At 51.9% G+C, this 17,066-nt stretch carries 15 protein-coding genes; all 15 read right to left on the bottom strand.

From position 1 onward, the window contains the following. Positions 1–192: 192 nt before the first annotated feature. The 15 genes from ACI31J_RS06200 to dnaA all read right to left on the bottom strand — a co-directional run bounded on the left by ACI31J_RS06200 (position 193) and on the right by dnaA (position 17,057). On the bottom strand, positions 193–501 hold the full coding sequence (locus ACI31J_RS06200) for a hypothetical protein (RefSeq protein WP_439773562.1): 309 nt from the start codon (positions 499–501) through the stop codon (positions 193–195). A gap of 13 nt (positions 502–514) precedes the next feature. Beyond that, a complete protein-coding gene (locus ACI31J_RS06195; RefSeq protein ID WP_439773561.1) occupies positions 515–1,720 on the bottom strand; it encodes an MDR family MFS transporter in 1,206 nt (401 codons plus the stop codon). A 123-nt stretch (positions 1,721–1,843) separates the two neighbouring features. Next, a complete protein-coding gene (gene dnaB / locus ACI31J_RS06190) occupies positions 1,844–3,238 on the bottom strand; it encodes a replicative DNA helicase (protein WP_439773560.1) in 1,395 nt (464 codons plus the stop codon). Between the two features lie 48 nt (positions 3,239–3,286). Continuing rightward, positions 3,287–3,739, bottom strand: a complete 453-nt coding sequence (gene rplI / locus ACI31J_RS06185; protein WP_320610647.1) for a 50S ribosomal protein L9 — start codon at positions 3,737–3,739, stop codon at positions 3,287–3,289. A gap of 5 nt (positions 3,740–3,744) precedes the next feature. Further along, entirely contained in the window at positions 3,745–5,769 is a 2,025-nt protein-coding gene (locus ACI31J_RS06180) for a DHH family phosphoesterase (RefSeq protein ID WP_439773559.1), read from the bottom strand. 88 nt (positions 5,770–5,857) lie between these two features. Continuing rightward, positions 5,858–6,859 (bottom strand): amidohydrolase family protein, encoded by a 1,002-nt coding sequence (locus ACI31J_RS06175; protein ID WP_439773558.1) that lies wholly within the window; start codon positions 6,857–6,859, stop codon positions 5,858–5,860. A 100-nt stretch (positions 6,860–6,959) separates the two neighbouring features. Beyond that, positions 6,960–7,196, bottom strand: a complete 237-nt coding sequence (gene rpsR, locus ACI31J_RS06170; protein WP_025022578.1) for a 30S ribosomal protein S18 — start codon at positions 7,194–7,196, stop codon at positions 6,960–6,962. 29 nt (positions 7,197–7,225) lie between these two features. Further along, positions 7,226–7,810, bottom strand: coding sequence for a single-stranded DNA-binding protein (ssb, locus tag ACI31J_RS06165; RefSeq protein ID WP_439773557.1), 585 nt, complete (start codon positions 7,808–7,810; stop codon positions 7,226–7,228). A 37-nt stretch (positions 7,811–7,847) separates the two neighbouring features. Beyond that, entirely contained in the window at positions 7,848–8,144 is a 297-nt protein-coding gene (gene rpsF / locus ACI31J_RS06160) for a 30S ribosomal protein S6 (protein WP_104688142.1), read from the bottom strand. A gap of 203 nt (positions 8,145–8,347) precedes the next feature. Further along, a complete protein-coding gene (gene gyrA / locus ACI31J_RS06155) occupies positions 8,348–10,846 on the bottom strand; it encodes a DNA gyrase subunit A (RefSeq protein WP_439773556.1) in 2,499 nt (832 codons plus the stop codon). 34 nt (positions 10,847–10,880) lie between these two features. Then, positions 10,881–12,827, bottom strand: a complete 1,947-nt coding sequence (gene gyrB / locus ACI31J_RS06150) for a DNA topoisomerase (ATP-hydrolyzing) subunit B (protein ID WP_439773555.1) — start codon at positions 12,825–12,827, stop codon at positions 10,881–10,883. After that, positions 12,827–13,948, bottom strand: a complete 1,122-nt coding sequence (gene recF, locus ACI31J_RS06145) for a DNA replication/repair protein RecF (RefSeq protein ID WP_439773554.1) — start codon at positions 13,946–13,948, stop codon at positions 12,827–12,829. The genes gyrB and recF overlap by 1 nt, the downstream gene beginning before the upstream one ends. A gap of 9 nt (positions 13,949–13,957) precedes the next feature. Further along, entirely contained in the window at positions 13,958–14,161 is a 204-nt protein-coding gene (yaaA, locus tag ACI31J_RS06140; protein WP_439773564.1) for a S4 domain-containing protein YaaA, read from the bottom strand. 267 nt (positions 14,162–14,428) lie between these two features. Next, positions 14,429–15,571 carry a DNA polymerase III subunit beta gene (gene dnaN / locus ACI31J_RS06135; protein ID WP_439773553.1) on the bottom strand — a complete coding sequence of 381 codons (1,143 nt, stop codon included), beginning with the start codon at positions 15,569–15,571 and terminating at the stop codon, positions 14,429–14,431. Between the two features lie 166 nt (positions 15,572–15,737). Then, the gene (dnaA, locus tag ACI31J_RS06130) at positions 15,738–17,057 is read right to left on the bottom strand and encodes a chromosomal replication initiator protein DnaA (RefSeq protein WP_439773552.1); all 1,320 of its coding nucleotides are present in this window, start codon (positions 17,055–17,057) and stop codon (positions 15,738–15,740) included. Between the last annotated feature and the right edge of the window lie 9 nt (positions 17,058–17,066).

The raw sequence follows: 17,066 nt of genomic DNA, 5'->3' as shown, positions 1-17,066 counted from the left end.
TTCCCTTTTTCAATTCAAGTTTCAGAATTTACACAAAATATTTTACGCTCTCTTGTTTTCTTTCCTCCCTTATCTTACGGGTCCCATTCTATCATCCCCATTCAGGAAGGAACATCATTTCCCAGGAAACACTTGCTGTCCAAAACTAAAAATGGTTAGGTCACCCACCTGAGCCGACCTAACCATTTTTGATTAATTCAATTGTGCGGGCAAAACCAGCTGCTTACCGTGCTTCAGCTTGCTGATCTTGCCCTCGCATCCATCATTGACAATAAACTCATCGACCGCGCCGCAATGCTCACAGGCCACCACAATCTGGTAGCGCTGCGAATCATCCTGATTAGTATCCATCCAGTTCCGTTCCGCGATCACCAGCGGTTCTTCGTGGCACTTATAGCACGGCAAGTTCAGCTGTCGGTTCTCGCGAAAACCATCACCGGTCTGGCCGACCATTCCGTAACGGTCTTCACCATGAACATTGTCAAAGTTATTGTAAAACACTTCGATTACTTCCTTAGTATTCGACGGTCCGGGCCTTGTTCAACTGGACAACTGCCCAGACAATAATTTCCATTACAAAGATCGAAGCGGCACAAATTACAAAGAGAACGTGGTAAGAGGCCGCCCCGATGATCAGGCCCCCAAACAAGGGACCGAACGCCTTCCCCAGCGATGAGAAGGCATTGAGGATTCCTTGGTACTTCCCCTTGACCTCAACCGGCGATAAGCTATTGACAATCGCCGGCATCGTTGGAAAGGCCGTGGCCTCACCAATCGTCAGGATCACCATGGCGATGATGTACCAGACGTAGCTCTTAGCAAATAGCAGGAGCACGAAGGAGAAGCCGACGGTGAAGATCCCGATGAAGACCTGGACGTAGGGGTTGTTGTACCAGCGATTCACCCAGGTCAAGAGCAGTTGGATGATCACAATCAAGACCCCATTCAGCGTCCACAATAGACTGTACTTGGTCATTGAGATCCCCTGGTCAGTCATGAAGACGGACAAGTTGCTGGCCCATTGCTCATACATCGTCCAAACTACGCACAGTACCACAAAGAAGATCCAGGTGATCCACAGGTTGGCCTGGGGCATCTTGGTGACCGTTTCCGGTTCGTCGCTCTTGAAGCGGGCCGGATCCACTTCCTCCTGGTGCGGATCCTCCCGGAAGTAGACGAAGACAACGATCGTAAAGAGGACGTAGAGGACCGTCGTGATGGTAAACAGCGGGGAAATGTTGCCATGGGCGTGCTGGTAGAGTGGGCCGACAATCGTGGTCCCGATCACCATCCCCAGGTTGTTGGCAAAGTAGAGCATGTTGAAGACGTAGCGGCCGTCCTTGTGCAGCCGGGTCCCAAACGAGTTGACCATCGTGATGATCCAGCCGTTGAAGAAGCCGATCGCCGTCAATAAGATGGCATAGACCGGCCAACCGTTGAAGAAGATCATGGTTCCAATCACAATGGTGGCGGCAATCGTCCCGCCCAGCATCAGGTGCCGCGGATTTCGTTTATCAAAGAGCATCCCGCTGATGTAGCTACCGACCACGTTGGCCCCGGAATAAAATAGCAAGACAATCCCTGATACGGTTAATGACTCGTGCAGCTGTTCATGCATATAAATTGTGGTCAGTGGCCAGATAAAACTGTTGCCGATGCTCCCGAAGAACATCCCCAACAGCAGCCATTTCAACTCAATTCCCTTTGTTTGACGGTTCATCCTAACGCCTCCTTGTTTTTCCCTAAGCGAACGAAAAGAGCCCTCCAGTGAACCTGAAACGCCCCTTCAATACTACAGTTACGTAAGCGAATAACCACCCGTTGCCGACTGGTTCTCGCAGCTTTAATTTTGCTGTTCTCCCGGCACGTAGGCCACGGAGGCAAACTTGTTGTAAGACTTGGCAAACAACAGCTTGACCGTTCCCCGCGGGCCGCTCCGGTTCTTCTCGATGATGACTTCGACCTCACTGACGTTGGAGTCGTCGTCACCACCGTTTTGACCACCATCCTGCTGGTCGTCATCCCCATCACCGTGCTCGTAGTAGTCGTCACGGTAGAGGAAGCTAACGATATCCGCGTCCTGCTCGATTGATCCGGACTCCCGAATATCAGACAGGACTGGCCGCTTATCCTGCCGCTGTTCAACTCCCCGGGAGAGCTGTGACAGGGCGATCACTGGGACCTCCAGTTCCTTGGCCAGCTTCTTGAGCTGCCGGGAAATCTCGGAAACTTCCTGCTGTCGGTTGTCGGGGTTATTCCCTTCAATCAGCTGCAGATAGTCGATGACGATCAATCCCAGGTTACCAGTCTCCTTCTTCAGTCGCCGGCAACGGGCCCGTATCTCGGCCACCTTGATCCCGGCGGTGTCGTCGATATAGAGGTGGGCATTCGACAAGGTCCCCGCGGCGAAGAACAGGCTTTCCCACTCATCAGAGGTCAAGTTACCGGTCCGGAGGTGGTTGGCGTCGATGTTGCCCTCGGCACACAACATCCGGTTGACCAATGATTCGGCGCCCATTTCCAGACTGAAGATTGCCACCGTCTTATCAGTCTTAGTGGCCACATTTTGCGCAATGTTCAAAGCAAATGCGGTCTTACCAACCGCCGGCCGGGCAGCAATGATTACCAATTCGTCCGGGTGAAAACCAGTCGTCATCCGGTCCAACTGCGGGTAGCCCGTCTCCAACCCGGTGATGTCCGAATCGTTGCCGGAGAGGCTCTCAATGTGGTTCATCGCGCTGTTTAAGACCTGCTGGATGTTCTGGAAGCCATCCTGGTTGTTCGATTCGGACACGTGCAGGATTGACTGCTCCGCCTGGTCGATCAAGTCGGTGGTGTCATTATCGTCCGCGTAGCCCTCATTGATGATCTTGGTGGCAGTATTGATCAGGTTGCGTCGTACGGCCTTGTCATGGACAATCTTGGCATAGAAGGCCACGTTGGCCGCCGAAGGAACCGACGAAGCTAGTTCTGCCAGGTAGACCATCCCACCGACGTTTTCGGTCTGTTTGTCCTTATCCAGGGCACTCTTAATCGTTACCACGTCAATTGGCTGGTCATCATCATTTAACGCCACCATCTTCGCAAAGATGATCTGGTGGGCCCGCTTGTAAAAATCCCCGGGTTGCAAGTATTCCATTGCATCCGCCAACGCGTTCTTACTTAAAAAAGCAGCTCCGAGAACTGCCTTTTCAGCTTCAATATCGTGTGGCTCTTCTTGCATTGGTGCATTATCCATGACGATACCTCGCTTTTAATAAATCGAAATTCAATTATACCGATTAAACTACTTTTCCGCAATATGTACCCGAATTTCGGCACTAACTTCGGGGTGGAGCTTGATCGGTACGTTTACGTAGCCCAGGGCCTTGATCGGCGCAGCCAGTTCGATCTTACGCTTATCAATCTTAACCTTGTATTGCTTTTGCAGGGCCGTGGCGATCTGCTTAGTCGAAATCGAGCCAAACATCCGACCGTCCGTACCGGCCTTTCCGCTTAGTTCAACGACCGTCTTGTCGTCTTCTAAGACCTTCTTCAAACGCTTGGCCTCTTCCAGCTCCTCAGCAGCATGCTTAGCTTCGGCACGCTGCTGACCGGCCAGCTGACTCATTGCGGCTTTGGTGGCTTGCTTAGCCAGGCCCCGCTTGATCAGGTAGTTCTGGGCGTAGCCGTCGGGAACTTCCTTGACTTGACCGCGCTTGCCACGGCCGCGAACATCTTGCGTAAAAATAACTTTCATCTTGTTCACTCCTCTTCGTCTTCCTGACTACTATTATCAACCGTCTTCGCCAGAAGATCAATTAATTCCTGTCGAACAGCATCGACTGGCTGACCGGTAATCTGGGTGGCTGCATTAGCCAGGTGGCCGCCGCCGCCCATCTGTTCCATGATGATCTGAACATTAACATCGCCGGCCGAACGGGCAGAAACGCCAACCTGATCGTCTGTCCGTCTGGTAATGACAAACGAGGCCTCCACTCCCTCGACCTGAAGGAGCATGTCCGCCGCCTGGGCCGCCGTAACGGAATCATAGATCCGGTCATCTTCACCCGCACAGATTGCCATATGGTCCTTGATTATTGCCCGGGAAATTAAATGGTTACGATCCATGAAGCTCTGCGGGTCCTCCTTCATGAAGGACTGGATCATCATCCCATCGGCCCCGGCAGAACGCAAGTAGCTAGCCGCGTCGAAGGTCCGGGTCCCGGCGCTCTTTGTAAAGGACTTCGTATCGATCTGGATTCCCGTTAGCATCGTTGTCGCTTCGAGCTTGTTCAGTCCCTTGCCTTCCCGCGGCTGGTACTCAAACATCTCGGTGATCAGTTCACAGGTTGAGGAAGCGTATGGTTCGATGTAGACCAAGAGCGGGTTCTCAGGGAACTCCTCACCGCGCCGGTGGTGGTCGATGATCACCAGCCGGTTCTGTAACTGGTCGTATAGTTCCGGCGAGATGGTAATGCTACGTTTGGCGTGGTCCACCATCACCAGCAGGCTATTATCGGTTGCCCGCTCCAGGGCCTCAGCAGGAGTGATGATGTGGTCCTTGATCGTCTGGTAATTGTCAATCTCATTCATCAGACGCTGGATATCCGCGTGCTGATGCTCATCATCCACCACGATCCAGCATTGCTTGCCATTCATCTCGGCAATCCGCCGAATCCCCAGACAGGCTCCCAGCGAATCCATGTCGGGGTTATGGTGCCCCATGACAAACAGCTGGTCTGCCTGGTTGATTAATTCCTGCAGGGCCTGGCTGATCATCCGGGCCCGCACCCGGGTCCGCTTCTCCATCGGGTTCGTCTTCCCGCCGTAGAAACGCGCCGGCTGATCCTTCGCCCGGACAACAACCTGGTCGCCCCCACGACCAAGGGCCAAGTCCAGGTTATTCTGGGCCGTGTCGGCCAGCTTAATTAAGTCATTTTCTGCATAAGCGATCCCTACACTCAGCGTAACCGGAGAGTTGCGTTGGGACGTGCTCTGACGGATTACGTCAAGGATCTTGAACTTCTTTTTCTCCAGTTCCGCAAGGGAGCTCTGGTGCCCAATGATCAGGTAGTTATCATCATCGATGATCTTCATCAAAAGATGATTGTCACTCGCCCACTTGCTGATCTCGGAGGTGACGTAGTTGTGCAGGTTGGAAACGTCCGTGTCGCTCATCCCCTGGATCAGCTCATCATAGTTATCCAGGTAGATGTTGCCCAGGAAAATCTGCTCCTGCCGGTACCGCTGCTCTACCGCTGCATACTTGGTAATATCCAGCAGGTAAGCGACCCGGTAGCGTGGCTGGAACAAGAATTCAAATTGCCGATCCCGCCAGGTAACAATCTGGGCTCCCTGATGGCTGCGCCCATCATCAATCAGCTTTGCCAGCTGCGAATCGACACTGGCGATCCGTTTGCCGACGACTTTTTCAAGCTTGAAGTAGCGTGCCATGTACGGATTAATCCACTCGATTTCGTTTTTGGCATTGAGCATGATCATCCCCATCGGCATCTCCAGCAGGGCCTCCTGCTGACCGTTCTTAATCTGATAAGTCAGCCGTTTGAGATACTCGTTAGTATCGTTGACCAGCTGTCGAAGGCGACGAAGACTGACAGTCCCCCCGATAACTGCCAATAGTAAAACCACCAGTCCGACTTCCCAGCTAAACAAGAAGGCCAGGACCAAACTGATTATGGTCATGCATAGTATGTAATAGACATTCCAGCGGACCGCTGGGTGTTTTAAGTAAAACAGCCAGTTTTCACGACTGAAAAATTCACGCATAGTAACCCTCCCAAATCGGCGGTCATGCCGCCTGCTAATTGGATATTACTATCATATCACACCGGACATTAAAAGCGTTCCGATTCACCTAAAGCTGTCCCGGATGCTGGGCCGCAAATTGCTTTAGGACCGGATCATTCGCCTGACAAGCGGCCGCTACATTAACAGGCTTAAAGTAGATCCGGGCGGCGTTATTGGCCATCACGTCAGCCAATTCGGCGGGAGTGAAGATATCGGTGTGTTCCAGCCAAGTAGCCAACTGATGGTAGTCGTTAAAGGTGGCCGACCACGGGGCGTCGCTTCCCCAAATGATCCGTTTGGCACCCAACTGTTCCTTGGCTAGCCGAACCGCCCATTGGCTCTTTTTGTACGGAAAATCCGTCCGGCCCTCGCCTAAGATATCCTGAATCGCTGAGATATCAACATTAATGTTGGTAAACGGCGCAAACTGACTGAGCACATTGGTCAGCTCATTGGGGCGCTGGAAATTCGGGAAGGACAGGTGACAGACCACGAAGTCCAGTTCCGGATAGCGGCGGGCCAGATTAACAATCGCTTCTGGCTGATAGCTGGTCTGGTCAGATGACCCGTAGTCGACCGTTACCACAAAGCCGGGGTAATCCGCCAGATAATGGAAGATTTGGGCAACCCGATTATCAATATCCAGCCGGAATGGTCGGTGAAAGCCGTGCAAGCCTCCGCCCTGACTGATTTCAAACTTAATGGCCCGAAAGCCCAGATCGCTGACGTAGCGGTGAACAATCGCCATGGCCCGGTCAGTAAAGGGGTCGACGGAAAAGGCCCCGATAAACCGATCCGGGTAACGTTTAACTACCTGGTAGGTGTAGTAGTTCTGGTAGCCATTCAGGGTTCCCTGGAGAATGACGGCCCGTTCAATCCCTTCCTCATCCATAATCTGCAGGTACTTCTCGGCCAGGAAGTTATCGTCTCCCCAACCGTCCGGAATCAGCTTAATGATCTCACCATCGTCCCAGATCGCGTAGCCGTTGCCCAGCGGGCTGAGTCTTCCCTGGCCCTTGGCACCCGCCAGCTCCCGGACAAGGTGGATATGTCCTTCGATTTTGTGCATACTACTCTCCTTTCAGCTCAAGAGACTGACCAGCAACGCCGCTGATCATACCACGACAATACAAAAAAAGCTCACTTCAGGCGAAGCAAGCTTTTTTTAATTAGTCTTCAGCAACGAATGGCAGAAGACCCATGATCCGGGCACGCTTGATAGCGACCGTTAACTTACGTTGGTTCTTGGCGCTAGTACCAGTTACCCGACGTGGTAAGATCTTACCACGTTCGGAGATGAACCGACGTAATAAATCAGTGTCTTTGTAATCGATGTATTCGATGTGGTTTGCGGCGATGAAGTCGACTTTACGACGACGACGGCCGCCCCGACGTTGTTGTGCCATGAAATTACCCTCCTATCCGGTAAAAAATTTTAGAATGGTAAATCGTCATCAGAAATATCAGTCTGATCCCCACCATCATCATTAGAGAATGGGTTGGCTGCACTATTCTGCCCAGTACCGAAGCTGTTAGCACCGGCATTGGTTGACGAATTAGCTTGAGGAGCGTTGTTGGTCGATTGTGGCTGGTTGTTGCCACCGTATTGGCTCTGACCACCAAATGGTGCCTGGTTGCCAAACGGCTGCTGGTTCCCATTATTGAATGGCTGTTGACCGCCCTGGTTCATTCCGCCATTTTGACGGGGTTCGAGCAGGGCAAAGTTTTCAACCACCACTTCGGTAACGTATACCCGTTGACCTTGTTGGTTCTCGTAGTTCCGGGTTTGGATCCGGCCGTCGATTCCCACCAAGGAGCCCTTATGGGTGAAGTTGCTGAAGTTCTCGGCAGATTTACGCCAGATGACACAGTTGATAAAGTCCGCATCCCGGTCACCATTTTGGTTCCGGAACTGCCGATCAACCGCGAGCGTAAATGATACTACCGCAGTACCGCTGGTAGTGTATCGCAACTCAGGATCTCGCGTTAAGCGTCCAGTCAAGACTGCACGATTAATCATTCGATCGTTCTCCTCTCTATTTACATTGACGATCTAATTAAGCATCAAGCTTAACGATCATGTGACGTAGGATATCGTCGTTGAACTTAGCCAAACGGTCAAATTCGTTTAATGCTTCGTCAGTGTTGGTGGTCAAAGTAACCACGTGGTAAGTACCTTCAGTGTACTTTTCAATTGGGTAAGCGAAGCGACGCGTTGACCAATCCTTTGATTCAGCGACATCTGCACCATTGTCCGTCAATACCTTGTCAAAACGGTCAACTAATTCACTCTTAGCTGATTCTTCGATGTCAGGACGAATGATGTAAGTAATTTCATATTTACGTGTTTCCATGAATGTTACACCTCCTTATGGTCTCTGGCCCTTCTAAAATATAGAAGAACAAGGAGAGTAGACGTCTGTACGTATACTCACAGATATAAAATATAGCATAGACTGAGCTTTAAAACAAGAAACAAATAACAAGAAATCCTGAGAGTTGCGCTCTATAAAGATAATACGCAAGTGCTCAGGATTTTCGTCTGAATTAATAAATTCTACTGATGATCTTCCGTCTTAACTGGAGTCTCTTCTGTCTGGTCAACGTCGTCATCATCAGTTTCCTTTTCGACCTTAGCCATCGTTGCCACCTTGGTGCCCTTGTCCATCTTGATCAAGTGAACACCAACGGCAGAACGACCGGTCTGGGAAACCGTTTCGATCCCAAAGCGGATGATAACCCCGCGGTCGGTGACCAGCATGATGTCCTCGTCACCGTCAACCGTGGTCAGACCAACCAGCGGACCATTCTTGGCCGTCACGTTAACCGTCTTGACCCCAAGACCGCCACGACCCTTAATCGGGTACTCGCTGGCCGGGGTCTGCTTACCGAAGCCGTTCTCACTAATAACCAGCACCTTGCTGTCATCATTCAGCGGGGCGGCACCGATTACGTAGTCTGCCTCACGCAGGCGGATTCCGCGAACCCCCGCGGCGGACCGGCCCATCGACCGAACCACGTCGGAGTTAAAGCTCAAAGCGTAACCGTTGTGCGTCCCGATGATCATCGGCTGGCCATCCTTGATGACGTTGACGTTGATCAGTTCATCGCCATCGTGAAGGTTGATAGCCTTCAAACCGTTGCTCCGGATGTTCTTGAATTCCAGAACCGGCGTCCGCTTGACCGTACCGTGCTTGGTGGTGAAGAAGAGGAACTTGTCATCATCGTTGGCCGCGTGGGAAACGTTGATGACCGCGCTGATCTTCTCCTTGGCGTTGATCCCCAAAAGATTAATGATCGGGATCCCCTGGGCAGCCCGCCCGTATTCGGGAACCTCGTACCCCTTCATTGAGAAGACCTTGCCGGAGTTCGTGAAGAAAAGCAGGAGATCATGGGTAGCACTGGAAATCAGCTGTTCGATGAAGTCATCCTTGTGAACGCCCATTCCCTTGACGCCCCGGCCGCCACGGTGCTGGGACTTGAATTCGTCGACCGGCAGCCGCTTGATGTAGCCATTGTGGGTGAGGGTCACGATGATGTCTTCCTCTTCGATCAGGTCCTCGTCCTCAATGTTGGTGATGTCGCCGACCTGCAGCTCAGTCCGCCGCTTGTCGCCAAACTTGCGCTGGATCTCCATCAGTTCGTCATAGATGATCTGGTGAATCCGGTCGTCATGGGCCAGGATATCCTTGTAATCGGCAATGGCGTCCATCAGCTTCTGGTACTCAGCTTCGATCTTCTCCCGTTCCAGACCGGTCAGGCGAACCAGCCGCATGTCAAGGATGGCCTGGGACTGGCGATCGGACAGACCGTAGTTTTGCATCAGTTCACCCTTGGCAATCTCACTAGTCTGGGAGTTACGGATGATCTTGATGATCTCGTCAATGTGGTCGAGGGCAATCCGCAGTCCGGCAACGATGTGTGCCCGGTTTTGGGCCTTCTTCAGGTCAAATTCGGTCCGCCGCCGGACCACGTTTTCCTGGTGTTCAAGGTAGTATTGCAGGATCTGCTTCAGGCTCAGGATCTTCGGTGCTCCGTTGACGATCGCCAACATATTGAAGTTAAAAGTCGTCTGCATCAGGGTCATCTTGTAGAGGTTGTTTAAGATAACCTCCGCGCTGGCGTCGCGCCGGACATCGATCACGATTCGCATCCCGTCGCGGTCGGTTTCATCGTTGATGTCGGTGATCCCGTCGATTTCTTTGTTCCGGGCCAATTCAGCGATCCGCTCGATCAGCTTGGCCTTGTTGACCATGTATGGGATCTCGTGAACGACAATCCGCTGCTTGCCGTTCTTTTGTTCTTCGATGTCGACCTTGGCCCGCACGATAATCGTGCCGCGCCCGGTCTCGTAAGCTTTCCGAATTCCGGACTTGCCCATGACTACCCCACCGGTTGGGAAGTCTGGTCCCGGCAGCACCTTCATCAGGTCCTCAGTGGTGGCATCAGGATTGTCCATCAGCATGTGGATGGCGCTGATAACCTCGCCTAAGTTATGGGTTGGGATGTTGGTAGCCATCCCGACGGCGATCCCGGAAGCCCCATTGACCAGCAGGTTCGGGAACCGTGCCGGCAGGACATCTGGTTCCTTTTCCGTGCCATCGTAGTTGGGGTGGAAGTCCACGGTATCCTTATTGATGTCCCGCAGCATCTCCACCGCAATCTTGCTCATCTTTGCCTCGGTATAACGCATGGCGGCAGCACCATCACCATCGACCGACCCGAAGTTACCGTGGCCGTCGACCAGCATGTAACGGTAACTAAAGTCCTGCGCCATCCGGACCAGCCCTTCGTAGATCGAGGAATCGCCGTGGGGGTGGAACTTCCCCATGACGTCCCCGACAATCCGGGCCGACTTCTTGTACGGCTTATCCGGGGTAACCCCCAGTTCGTTCATCCCATACAGGATCCGCCGCTGAACCGGCTTTAAGCCATCACGTACGTCCGGCAGGGCCCGCGAGACGATAACACTCATGGCATAGTCCAGAAATGAGTTTTTCATCTGGCTCGTCAGCTTGACGTCCGTAATCCGGTTTGACATATTTTCTTCAGCCAATGCCGCTCCTCCTTTTTAATTTCTCGTAATTATTTTACAGATCCAGGTTCTCAACAAACTTGGCATTTTGCTCAATAAATTCCCGCCGTGGGCCGACCTTAGTCCCCATCAGCATTGGGAAAATCTCGTCCGCCTGCTTGGCATCATCCAGCTGGACCCGGAGCAGGTGCCGGTGCTCAGGATCCATCGTAGTCTCCCAGAGCTGTTCGGCATCCATTTCACCAAGCCCCTTGTACCGCTGAATAACCGGCTTTGGACTTGGCTGCAGGGAGTTGACAACCCGCTCCAACTCCTCGTCGGATTCGATGTACTTGACGAACTTGCCTTGGCGAACCTGGTACAACGGCGGCTGCGCGATGTAGACGTAGCCGTGCGTGATCATCGGCTTCATGAACCGGTAGAACAGGGTCAAGAGCAGGGTCCGAATATGGGCCCCATCGACATCGGCATCAGTCATGATGATCAGCTTGTGGTAGTTAGCCTTTTCGATATCAAAGTCGTCCCCAAAGCCAGTCCCCAGTGCCGTAAAGAGGGAACGAATTTCTTCATTGGCCAGGACCCGGTCTAGGGTGGCCTTTTCAACGTTTAAGATCTTCCCCCGGATTGGCAGAATCGCCTGGGTCAACCGTGAGCGGCCCTGCTTAGCAGAACCACCGGCGGAATCCCCCTCGACGATAAAGAGCTCGGAGATGTTCGGATCCTTGCTGGTGTTGTCGGCCAGCTTACCAGGCAGGTTGGAAATCTCCAGGCCGCTCTTCTTCCGGGTGACTTCCCGGGCCCGTTTAGCTGCTACCCGAGCTTTGGAAGCTAATTGCCCCTTTTCAATGATCTTCTTGGCTTCATCTGGGTGTTCCATTAAGAAACGGCTAAAGGTCTCGGCAAAAATGTGGTCAGTGGCCGTCCGGGCGTCAGAGTTCCCCAGCTTGGTCTTCGTCTGGCCCTCAAACTGCGGATCAGGGTGCTTAATAGAAACAACCGCGATCAGCCCTTCCCGAACGTCATCCCCGGAGAGGGTCTCGTTGGACTTCAACGCCCCACTCTTGTGACCGTAGTCATTGATTACCCGGGTCAGGGCCATCTTAAACCCAGTCTCGTGGGTCCCGCCTTCGTAGGTATGGATGTTGTTGGTGAAGGTCAACAGTTCGCTCCGGTAACCGTTGATGTATTGGAGTGACACTTCGACAGTGATATCGTTTTCCTTCCCTTCAACGTAGATTGGCGGATCAAATAGCACTTCCCGGCCATGGTTGAGGTACTCGACATAGTGCCGAATCCCGCCTTCGTAGAGAAATTCTTGGCGCTCGGCTTCAGGGTCGCGCTTGTCTTTGATCGTGATCTTTAAGCCCTTGTTCAAGAAGGCCAGTTCACGTAGCCGGTCAGTCAATGTTTTGATGTTGTAGGTCGTGGTTTCGCGGAAAATTTCCGGATCTGGTTTGAAATGGACGGTGGTGCCGTGAACCTCTTCTGGCAGGCCCGTGGCGATCACCTTCATGGCCGTCTTAACGTGACCATGGTCAAAGTCCATGTAGTAACGCTTGCCTTGACGGGCAACCTTAACGTCCAGCTCCGTCGACAGGGCGTTAACAACTGAGGCCCCGACCCCGTGCAGACCACCGGAAACCTTGTAGCCGCCACCGCCGAACTTACCACCAGCGTGCAGGACCGTGAAGACCGTCTCCAAAGCTGGCTTGCCGGTTTCCTTTTGGGTGTCGACCGGGATTCCCCGTCCGTTGTCGCGGACCGTAATGCTATTGTCAGGTTCGACCTCAACGTTGATTTCAGTACAGAATCCCGCTAAAGCCTCATCAATCCCGTTATCGACGATTTCCCAAACAAGGTGGTGTAAACCTTGCGCAGACGTCGAACCAATGTACATCCCGGGACGCTTGCGAACCGCATCTAACCCTTTTAGAACTTGAATCTGGCTGGCATCGTATTCGCTCGCCAGCTCAGCCTTTGTTTCCTTACGCTCGTCGCTCACTATGCTTCCTCCTTGTTCAAAGTGCCATGCTTAATCTCAAAAATCGTTGGTTCCTTAATCAGCTGCCGGGCCACATCGCTCAGGCTGGTGGTGGTCAAAAAGGTCTGAACCTTATCCTGGATTGCCGTCAGCAAGTGGGTTTGCCGGACCGGATCGAGTTCTGACAAGACGTCATCCAACAGTAAAAGCGGGTATTCGCCCGTCTGCTCCTTCATCAGGTCGATCTCGGCCAGCTTGACCGACAGGGCGGTCGTCCGCTGTTGTCCCTGCGAACCAAAGGACTGGATGTTCTTGTTGTTAACCATGAAACGAATGTCATCACGGTGGGGACCATACATCGTGGTTCCCTGTTCGATTTCCCGGTCCTGGTTGTCCGTGTATTGCTTCAATAATTCGTGGTAAGCCTGGTCAACCGTGGTCGAATCATCGACCTTTACCTGGGTCACGTAGGCCAGGTGAAGTTTCTCCTGGTTAAGCGAGATCTGATAGTGCAGGTCAGCCGCCCACTTTTCCAAATGCTGCAAAAAATGATGCCGAGCAACGATCACTTCGGCACCATACGCTGCTAGCTGGTCTGACAGAACCGATAAGAGAACCCGGTCATGCTGCTGACCATATTTCAATTGCTTCAGGTACTTGTTGCGTTGCCGCAGAAGGGTGCGAAACTGGCTCGCATCGTACAAGTACTTGCTGCTCATCTGACTAAATTCCATATCCATGAAACGCCGTCGAACAGCGGGGGCCCCCTTCACCAGCGAAAGATCCTCGGGCGCAAACAGGATGGTGTTCAACTGCCCGACGTACTGGCCGAGGCGGGCCTGCTCAAGGTGATTAACCTTGGCCTTCTTACCATTCTTCGTAAACTGCAACTCCAGTGGGACCTTGCCCGTCGCCTTCTGCACTACTCCGCTGATGGAGGCCGCTTGCTCTTGCCAGTTGATCAGCTCCCGATCATTGCTGGTCCGGTGGCTCCGGGTCAGCGACAATGCGTAAATAGCCTCCAGCATATTGGTCTTCCCCTGGGCGTTCCGACCGATCAAGACATTAATCCCGGGGGCAAAATGAACGGTCAGATCCTGATAGTTTCTGAAGTTATGTAACCGTAATTCCGTCAGAATCATCGCCGACGCCTACTTAGCCCTAATGACCAGCACCGGGTAGTCAGGCAAGACAACCTGGTCGTCGGGGTACAGTTTCCGACCCCGCCGGTCGTCGGGCTCACCGTTAACAAGAACCTTGTTTTCCTTTAGATACCACTTGGCCGCACCGCCAGTGGGAATGATTCCTTCTTCTTTTAGCAATTGACCGAGCGTAATGAATGGACGGTCAATCATGATCTGCTTGTCTTCCACACTAATTCACCTACTTTACTTATTCTATTATAGCACAGTTATCGACTAAATAGGCGTTAAGAGCCAATCTCAGCCCGTTAGCACCCTTTTAGGCATTTTCTTCAAAATCGCTGCTGAAATGACTAGTGAGCCGATTAAGCCACTTTCCGTTACTTTCACCCGTAAAAAATCACTCCGCAGAGGTGATTAAAAAGGCCACCCGCTCAACAGCAGGTGACCTTTTTTCAATCCGGGTCTCAGTCATTCAAATTAGAACGTCCGCACTGGTGTAATCAGGTGGACAAAGTTTTCACCGTCTTCCGTTGGTACCAAGGTAAATGGCCGCAATGGAGAAGTGAAGGAAATCTTAACAGTTGTCTGCCCAAATGAGCGCAGGGCATCCTTCATGTAGTTTGGGTTAAATGAAATTTCGAGGTCGTTCCCGTCCAATTCGGTGGTAGCAACTTCTTCTTCTACCGTCCCGATATCCGGGGAATCACTGCTGATCCGCACCAAGTTCTCACTTGGCTTCAGGGTGAGCTTTACAACATCGTTCCGGCTTTCGTGGGACAGGAGTGAAGCACGCTCAATGGATGCCAAGAAGCTTCCGGCGTCCAGCTCAACCGTGGTATCCGCGGTATCAGGAATCAATTGACTGGTTTCCGGATAGTTCCCCTCAAGCAGCCGGGAGTAGAAGTGGGTATTGCCAAAAATGAAGAGAATCTGGTTTTCAGTTACCTGAACCTGGACATCCTCATCAACATCGCTGATCATCCCCGACAGCTCATTCATGCTCTTCCCCGGAATGATGACGTCAAAATCAATCCCATTGTCAACATCCGTTAAAGCCACTTTCCGTTGGGCAAGCCGGTGACTATCGGTGGCGACCGCTGTCAGCAGGCCATCATGCAGGGTAATGTGAATACCGGCAAGGATTGGCCGGCTTTCCTGCTTGGAGACCGCGATTACGGTCTGACGAATGACTTCCTTCAACACATCGTTTGGCAGGGTGATAGTTTTATCCGTTTCAACTTCTGGCAGGTGCGGGAAGTTTTCGGCATCTTGACCGTTGATCTGGAACTTAGCGGTTCCGGAAGTAATGTCAGCCTGGAACCCATTTGTAACTTCAATTGTTACTTGTTTATCAGGAAGCTTCTTAACGATTTCACTGAAGAATCGTGCAGGCAACACAACGGCGCCTGGATCCGCAACGGTTAAATTGTAGTCTGGGTTATCAGCGTTGATTACACTTTCGATGGTGATATCAGAATTGCTCCCGGTTAAAATGATTCGTTCTTTGTCGACAACCATTTTCAGCCCGGTCAAAATCGGAATAGTTGTTTTAGATGAAATAGCACGCAACACATTGTTAAGCTGATTGATGAATGCTGATCGGTTAATGGTGAATTTCATGACTGGTCGCTCCTTTATATAAATATATTTTATAGTTTAAAAATAGTCGTAGTAGTAGGTAATGTTAATACTGTGGATAAGTGCTCAAAACCCTTGGTAGTAAGCTAAAACATCTGTTGATAACTTGTGGATAAAATTGCGGATAACTGTCCTGGTTGTCCACAGGTCATGAATGCAGGCGTTCCTTAAGGTTATTGATGTCCTTTTGCAGGTCAGAATCCTTCTTGAGGGCAGCCTCGATTTTATCGATGGCGTGAAGCACGGTTGTATGGTCCTTACCGCCGAACTCGTTGCCAATCTTGGGCAGGGAGTAGTCGGTCAGTTCTCGGGAGAGGTACATGGCAATTTGCCGAGGGACAACGATCTGCTTAACCCGTTTCTTCCCAAGAATATCGCCTTGGGTAATATTGTAGAAACTGGCGACTTGCTTTTGGATTTCGGCAATGGTGATGGTGGCCTGCTGCTTTTGGCGCAGGCCCTTCAAAGCCTGGGAGGCCAAGTGCGGGGTGATTGGCTCGCCGCTGAGGTTGGCAAATGCTTGAACCTGGTTAAGTGCTCCTTCAAGTTCCCGAATGTTGGTGTCGATCTGGCCGGCAATATAGTTTAAGGTATCGTTGCCGATCTGGATATGGTCCTCTTCGACCTTGCTCCGTAAAATGGCAATCCGGGTTTCAAGGTCCGGCGGGGTAATTTCGACTGGTAACCCCCACCGGAAACGCGAAACCAGCCGATCCTGCAGTTCAGGGATCTCGTTAGGAATGCGGTCGGAGGTCATGACGATCTGTTTTTTTCGGTCATGCAAAGCATTGAAGGTATAGAAGAACTCAAGTTGGGTCCCTTCTTTAGTAGCCAGGAACTGAATATCATCGATTAGGAGCAGGTCAAGATTCCGGTATTCTTCACGAAACTTCTCCATTGAATTGCTCTGGATAGAGTTAATGAAGTCATTCGTAAATTCCTCGCTGGTGATGTATTTAACCTTAGCCTTGGGGTTGGCCTGGAGCATGTGGTTCCCGATGGCTTCCATTAAGTGGGTCTTACCGAGACCGACCCCTCCATAGATGAAGAGGGGATTGTAGAGACCGCCGGGGCTTTCGGCCACCGCGTAGGCAGCCGCATGGGCCATTTTGTTGCCTTCACCGACGACGAAGGTGCTGAAATTATAGTGGGGATTTAGCGGGGTGTCCATTTCGAAAGTCGGTTGTTCCGCCGTATTTTTATCGGGGGTGGGGGTAATTTCACTCTCTAAAACGTACCGTGGCTCAATGTCGTGCCCCAGCTCCAGGCGGGCATACTTTTTGAGTTTGTCATCCAGGTTATGCTGCCAGAAATCCCGGTGAACCTGGGTTGGTGTCAAAACGGTCAGTTGGTTTTGGGAGAGAGAAATTGCTTTTGCCGGAGCAATCAAAGTGTCAAAAGTGACCTTGGTGGTATTTTGACGAAATGAATTTTGGATCGCTTCCCACAGAGAATCGAGCTCAGTCAAAATAATTCC

This window comes from Limosilactobacillus sp. (genome assembly GCF_051873075.1).
GTDB lineage: Bacteria > Bacillota > Bacilli > Lactobacillales > Lactobacillaceae > Limosilactobacillus.
Note: the sequence above shows the minus strand (reverse complement) of the source record. Positions and strands in the feature narration are given on the sequence as shown.

Bases quoted from the DNA above. Each gene is read 5' to 3' on its own strand.
- recF (WP_439773554.1), bottom strand. From the start codon at position 13,948: ATGATTCTGACGGAATTACGGTTACATAACTTCAGAAACTATCAGGAT.
- rpsF (WP_104688142.1), bottom strand. From the start codon at position 8,144: ATGGAAACACGTAAATATGAAATTACTTACATCATTCGTCCTGACATC.
- yaaA (WP_439773564.1), bottom strand. From the start codon at position 14,161: ATGATTGACCGTCCATTCATTACGCTCGGTCAATTGCTAAAAGAAGAA.
- dnaN (WP_439773553.1), bottom strand. From the start codon at position 15,571: ATGAAATTCACCATTAACCGATCAGCATTCATCAATCAGCTTAACAAT.
- rpsR (WP_025022578.1), bottom strand. From the start codon at position 7,196: ATGGCACAACAACGTCGGGGCGGCCGTCGTCGTCGTAAAGTCGACTTC.
- ACI31J_RS06180 (WP_439773559.1), bottom strand. From the start codon at position 5,769: ATGCGTGAATTTTTCAGTCGTGAAAACTGGCTGTTTTACTTAAAACAC.
- rplI (WP_320610647.1), bottom strand. From the start codon at position 3,739: ATGAAAGTTATTTTTACGCAAGATGTTCGCGGCCGTGGCAAGCGCGGT.
- ACI31J_RS06175 (WP_439773558.1), bottom strand. From the start codon at position 6,859: ATGCACAAAATCGAAGGACATATCCACCTTGTCCGGGAGCTGGCGGGT.
- ACI31J_RS06195 (WP_439773561.1), bottom strand. From the start codon at position 1,720: ATGAACCGTCAAACAAAGGGAATTGAGTTGAAATGGCTGCTGTTGGGG.
- dnaB (WP_439773560.1), bottom strand. From the start codon at position 3,238: ATGGATAATGCACCAATGCAAGAAGAGCCACACGATATTGAAGCTGAA.
- ssb (WP_439773557.1), bottom strand. From the start codon at position 7,810: ATGATTAATCGTGCAGTCTTGACTGGACGCTTAACGCGAGATCCTGAG.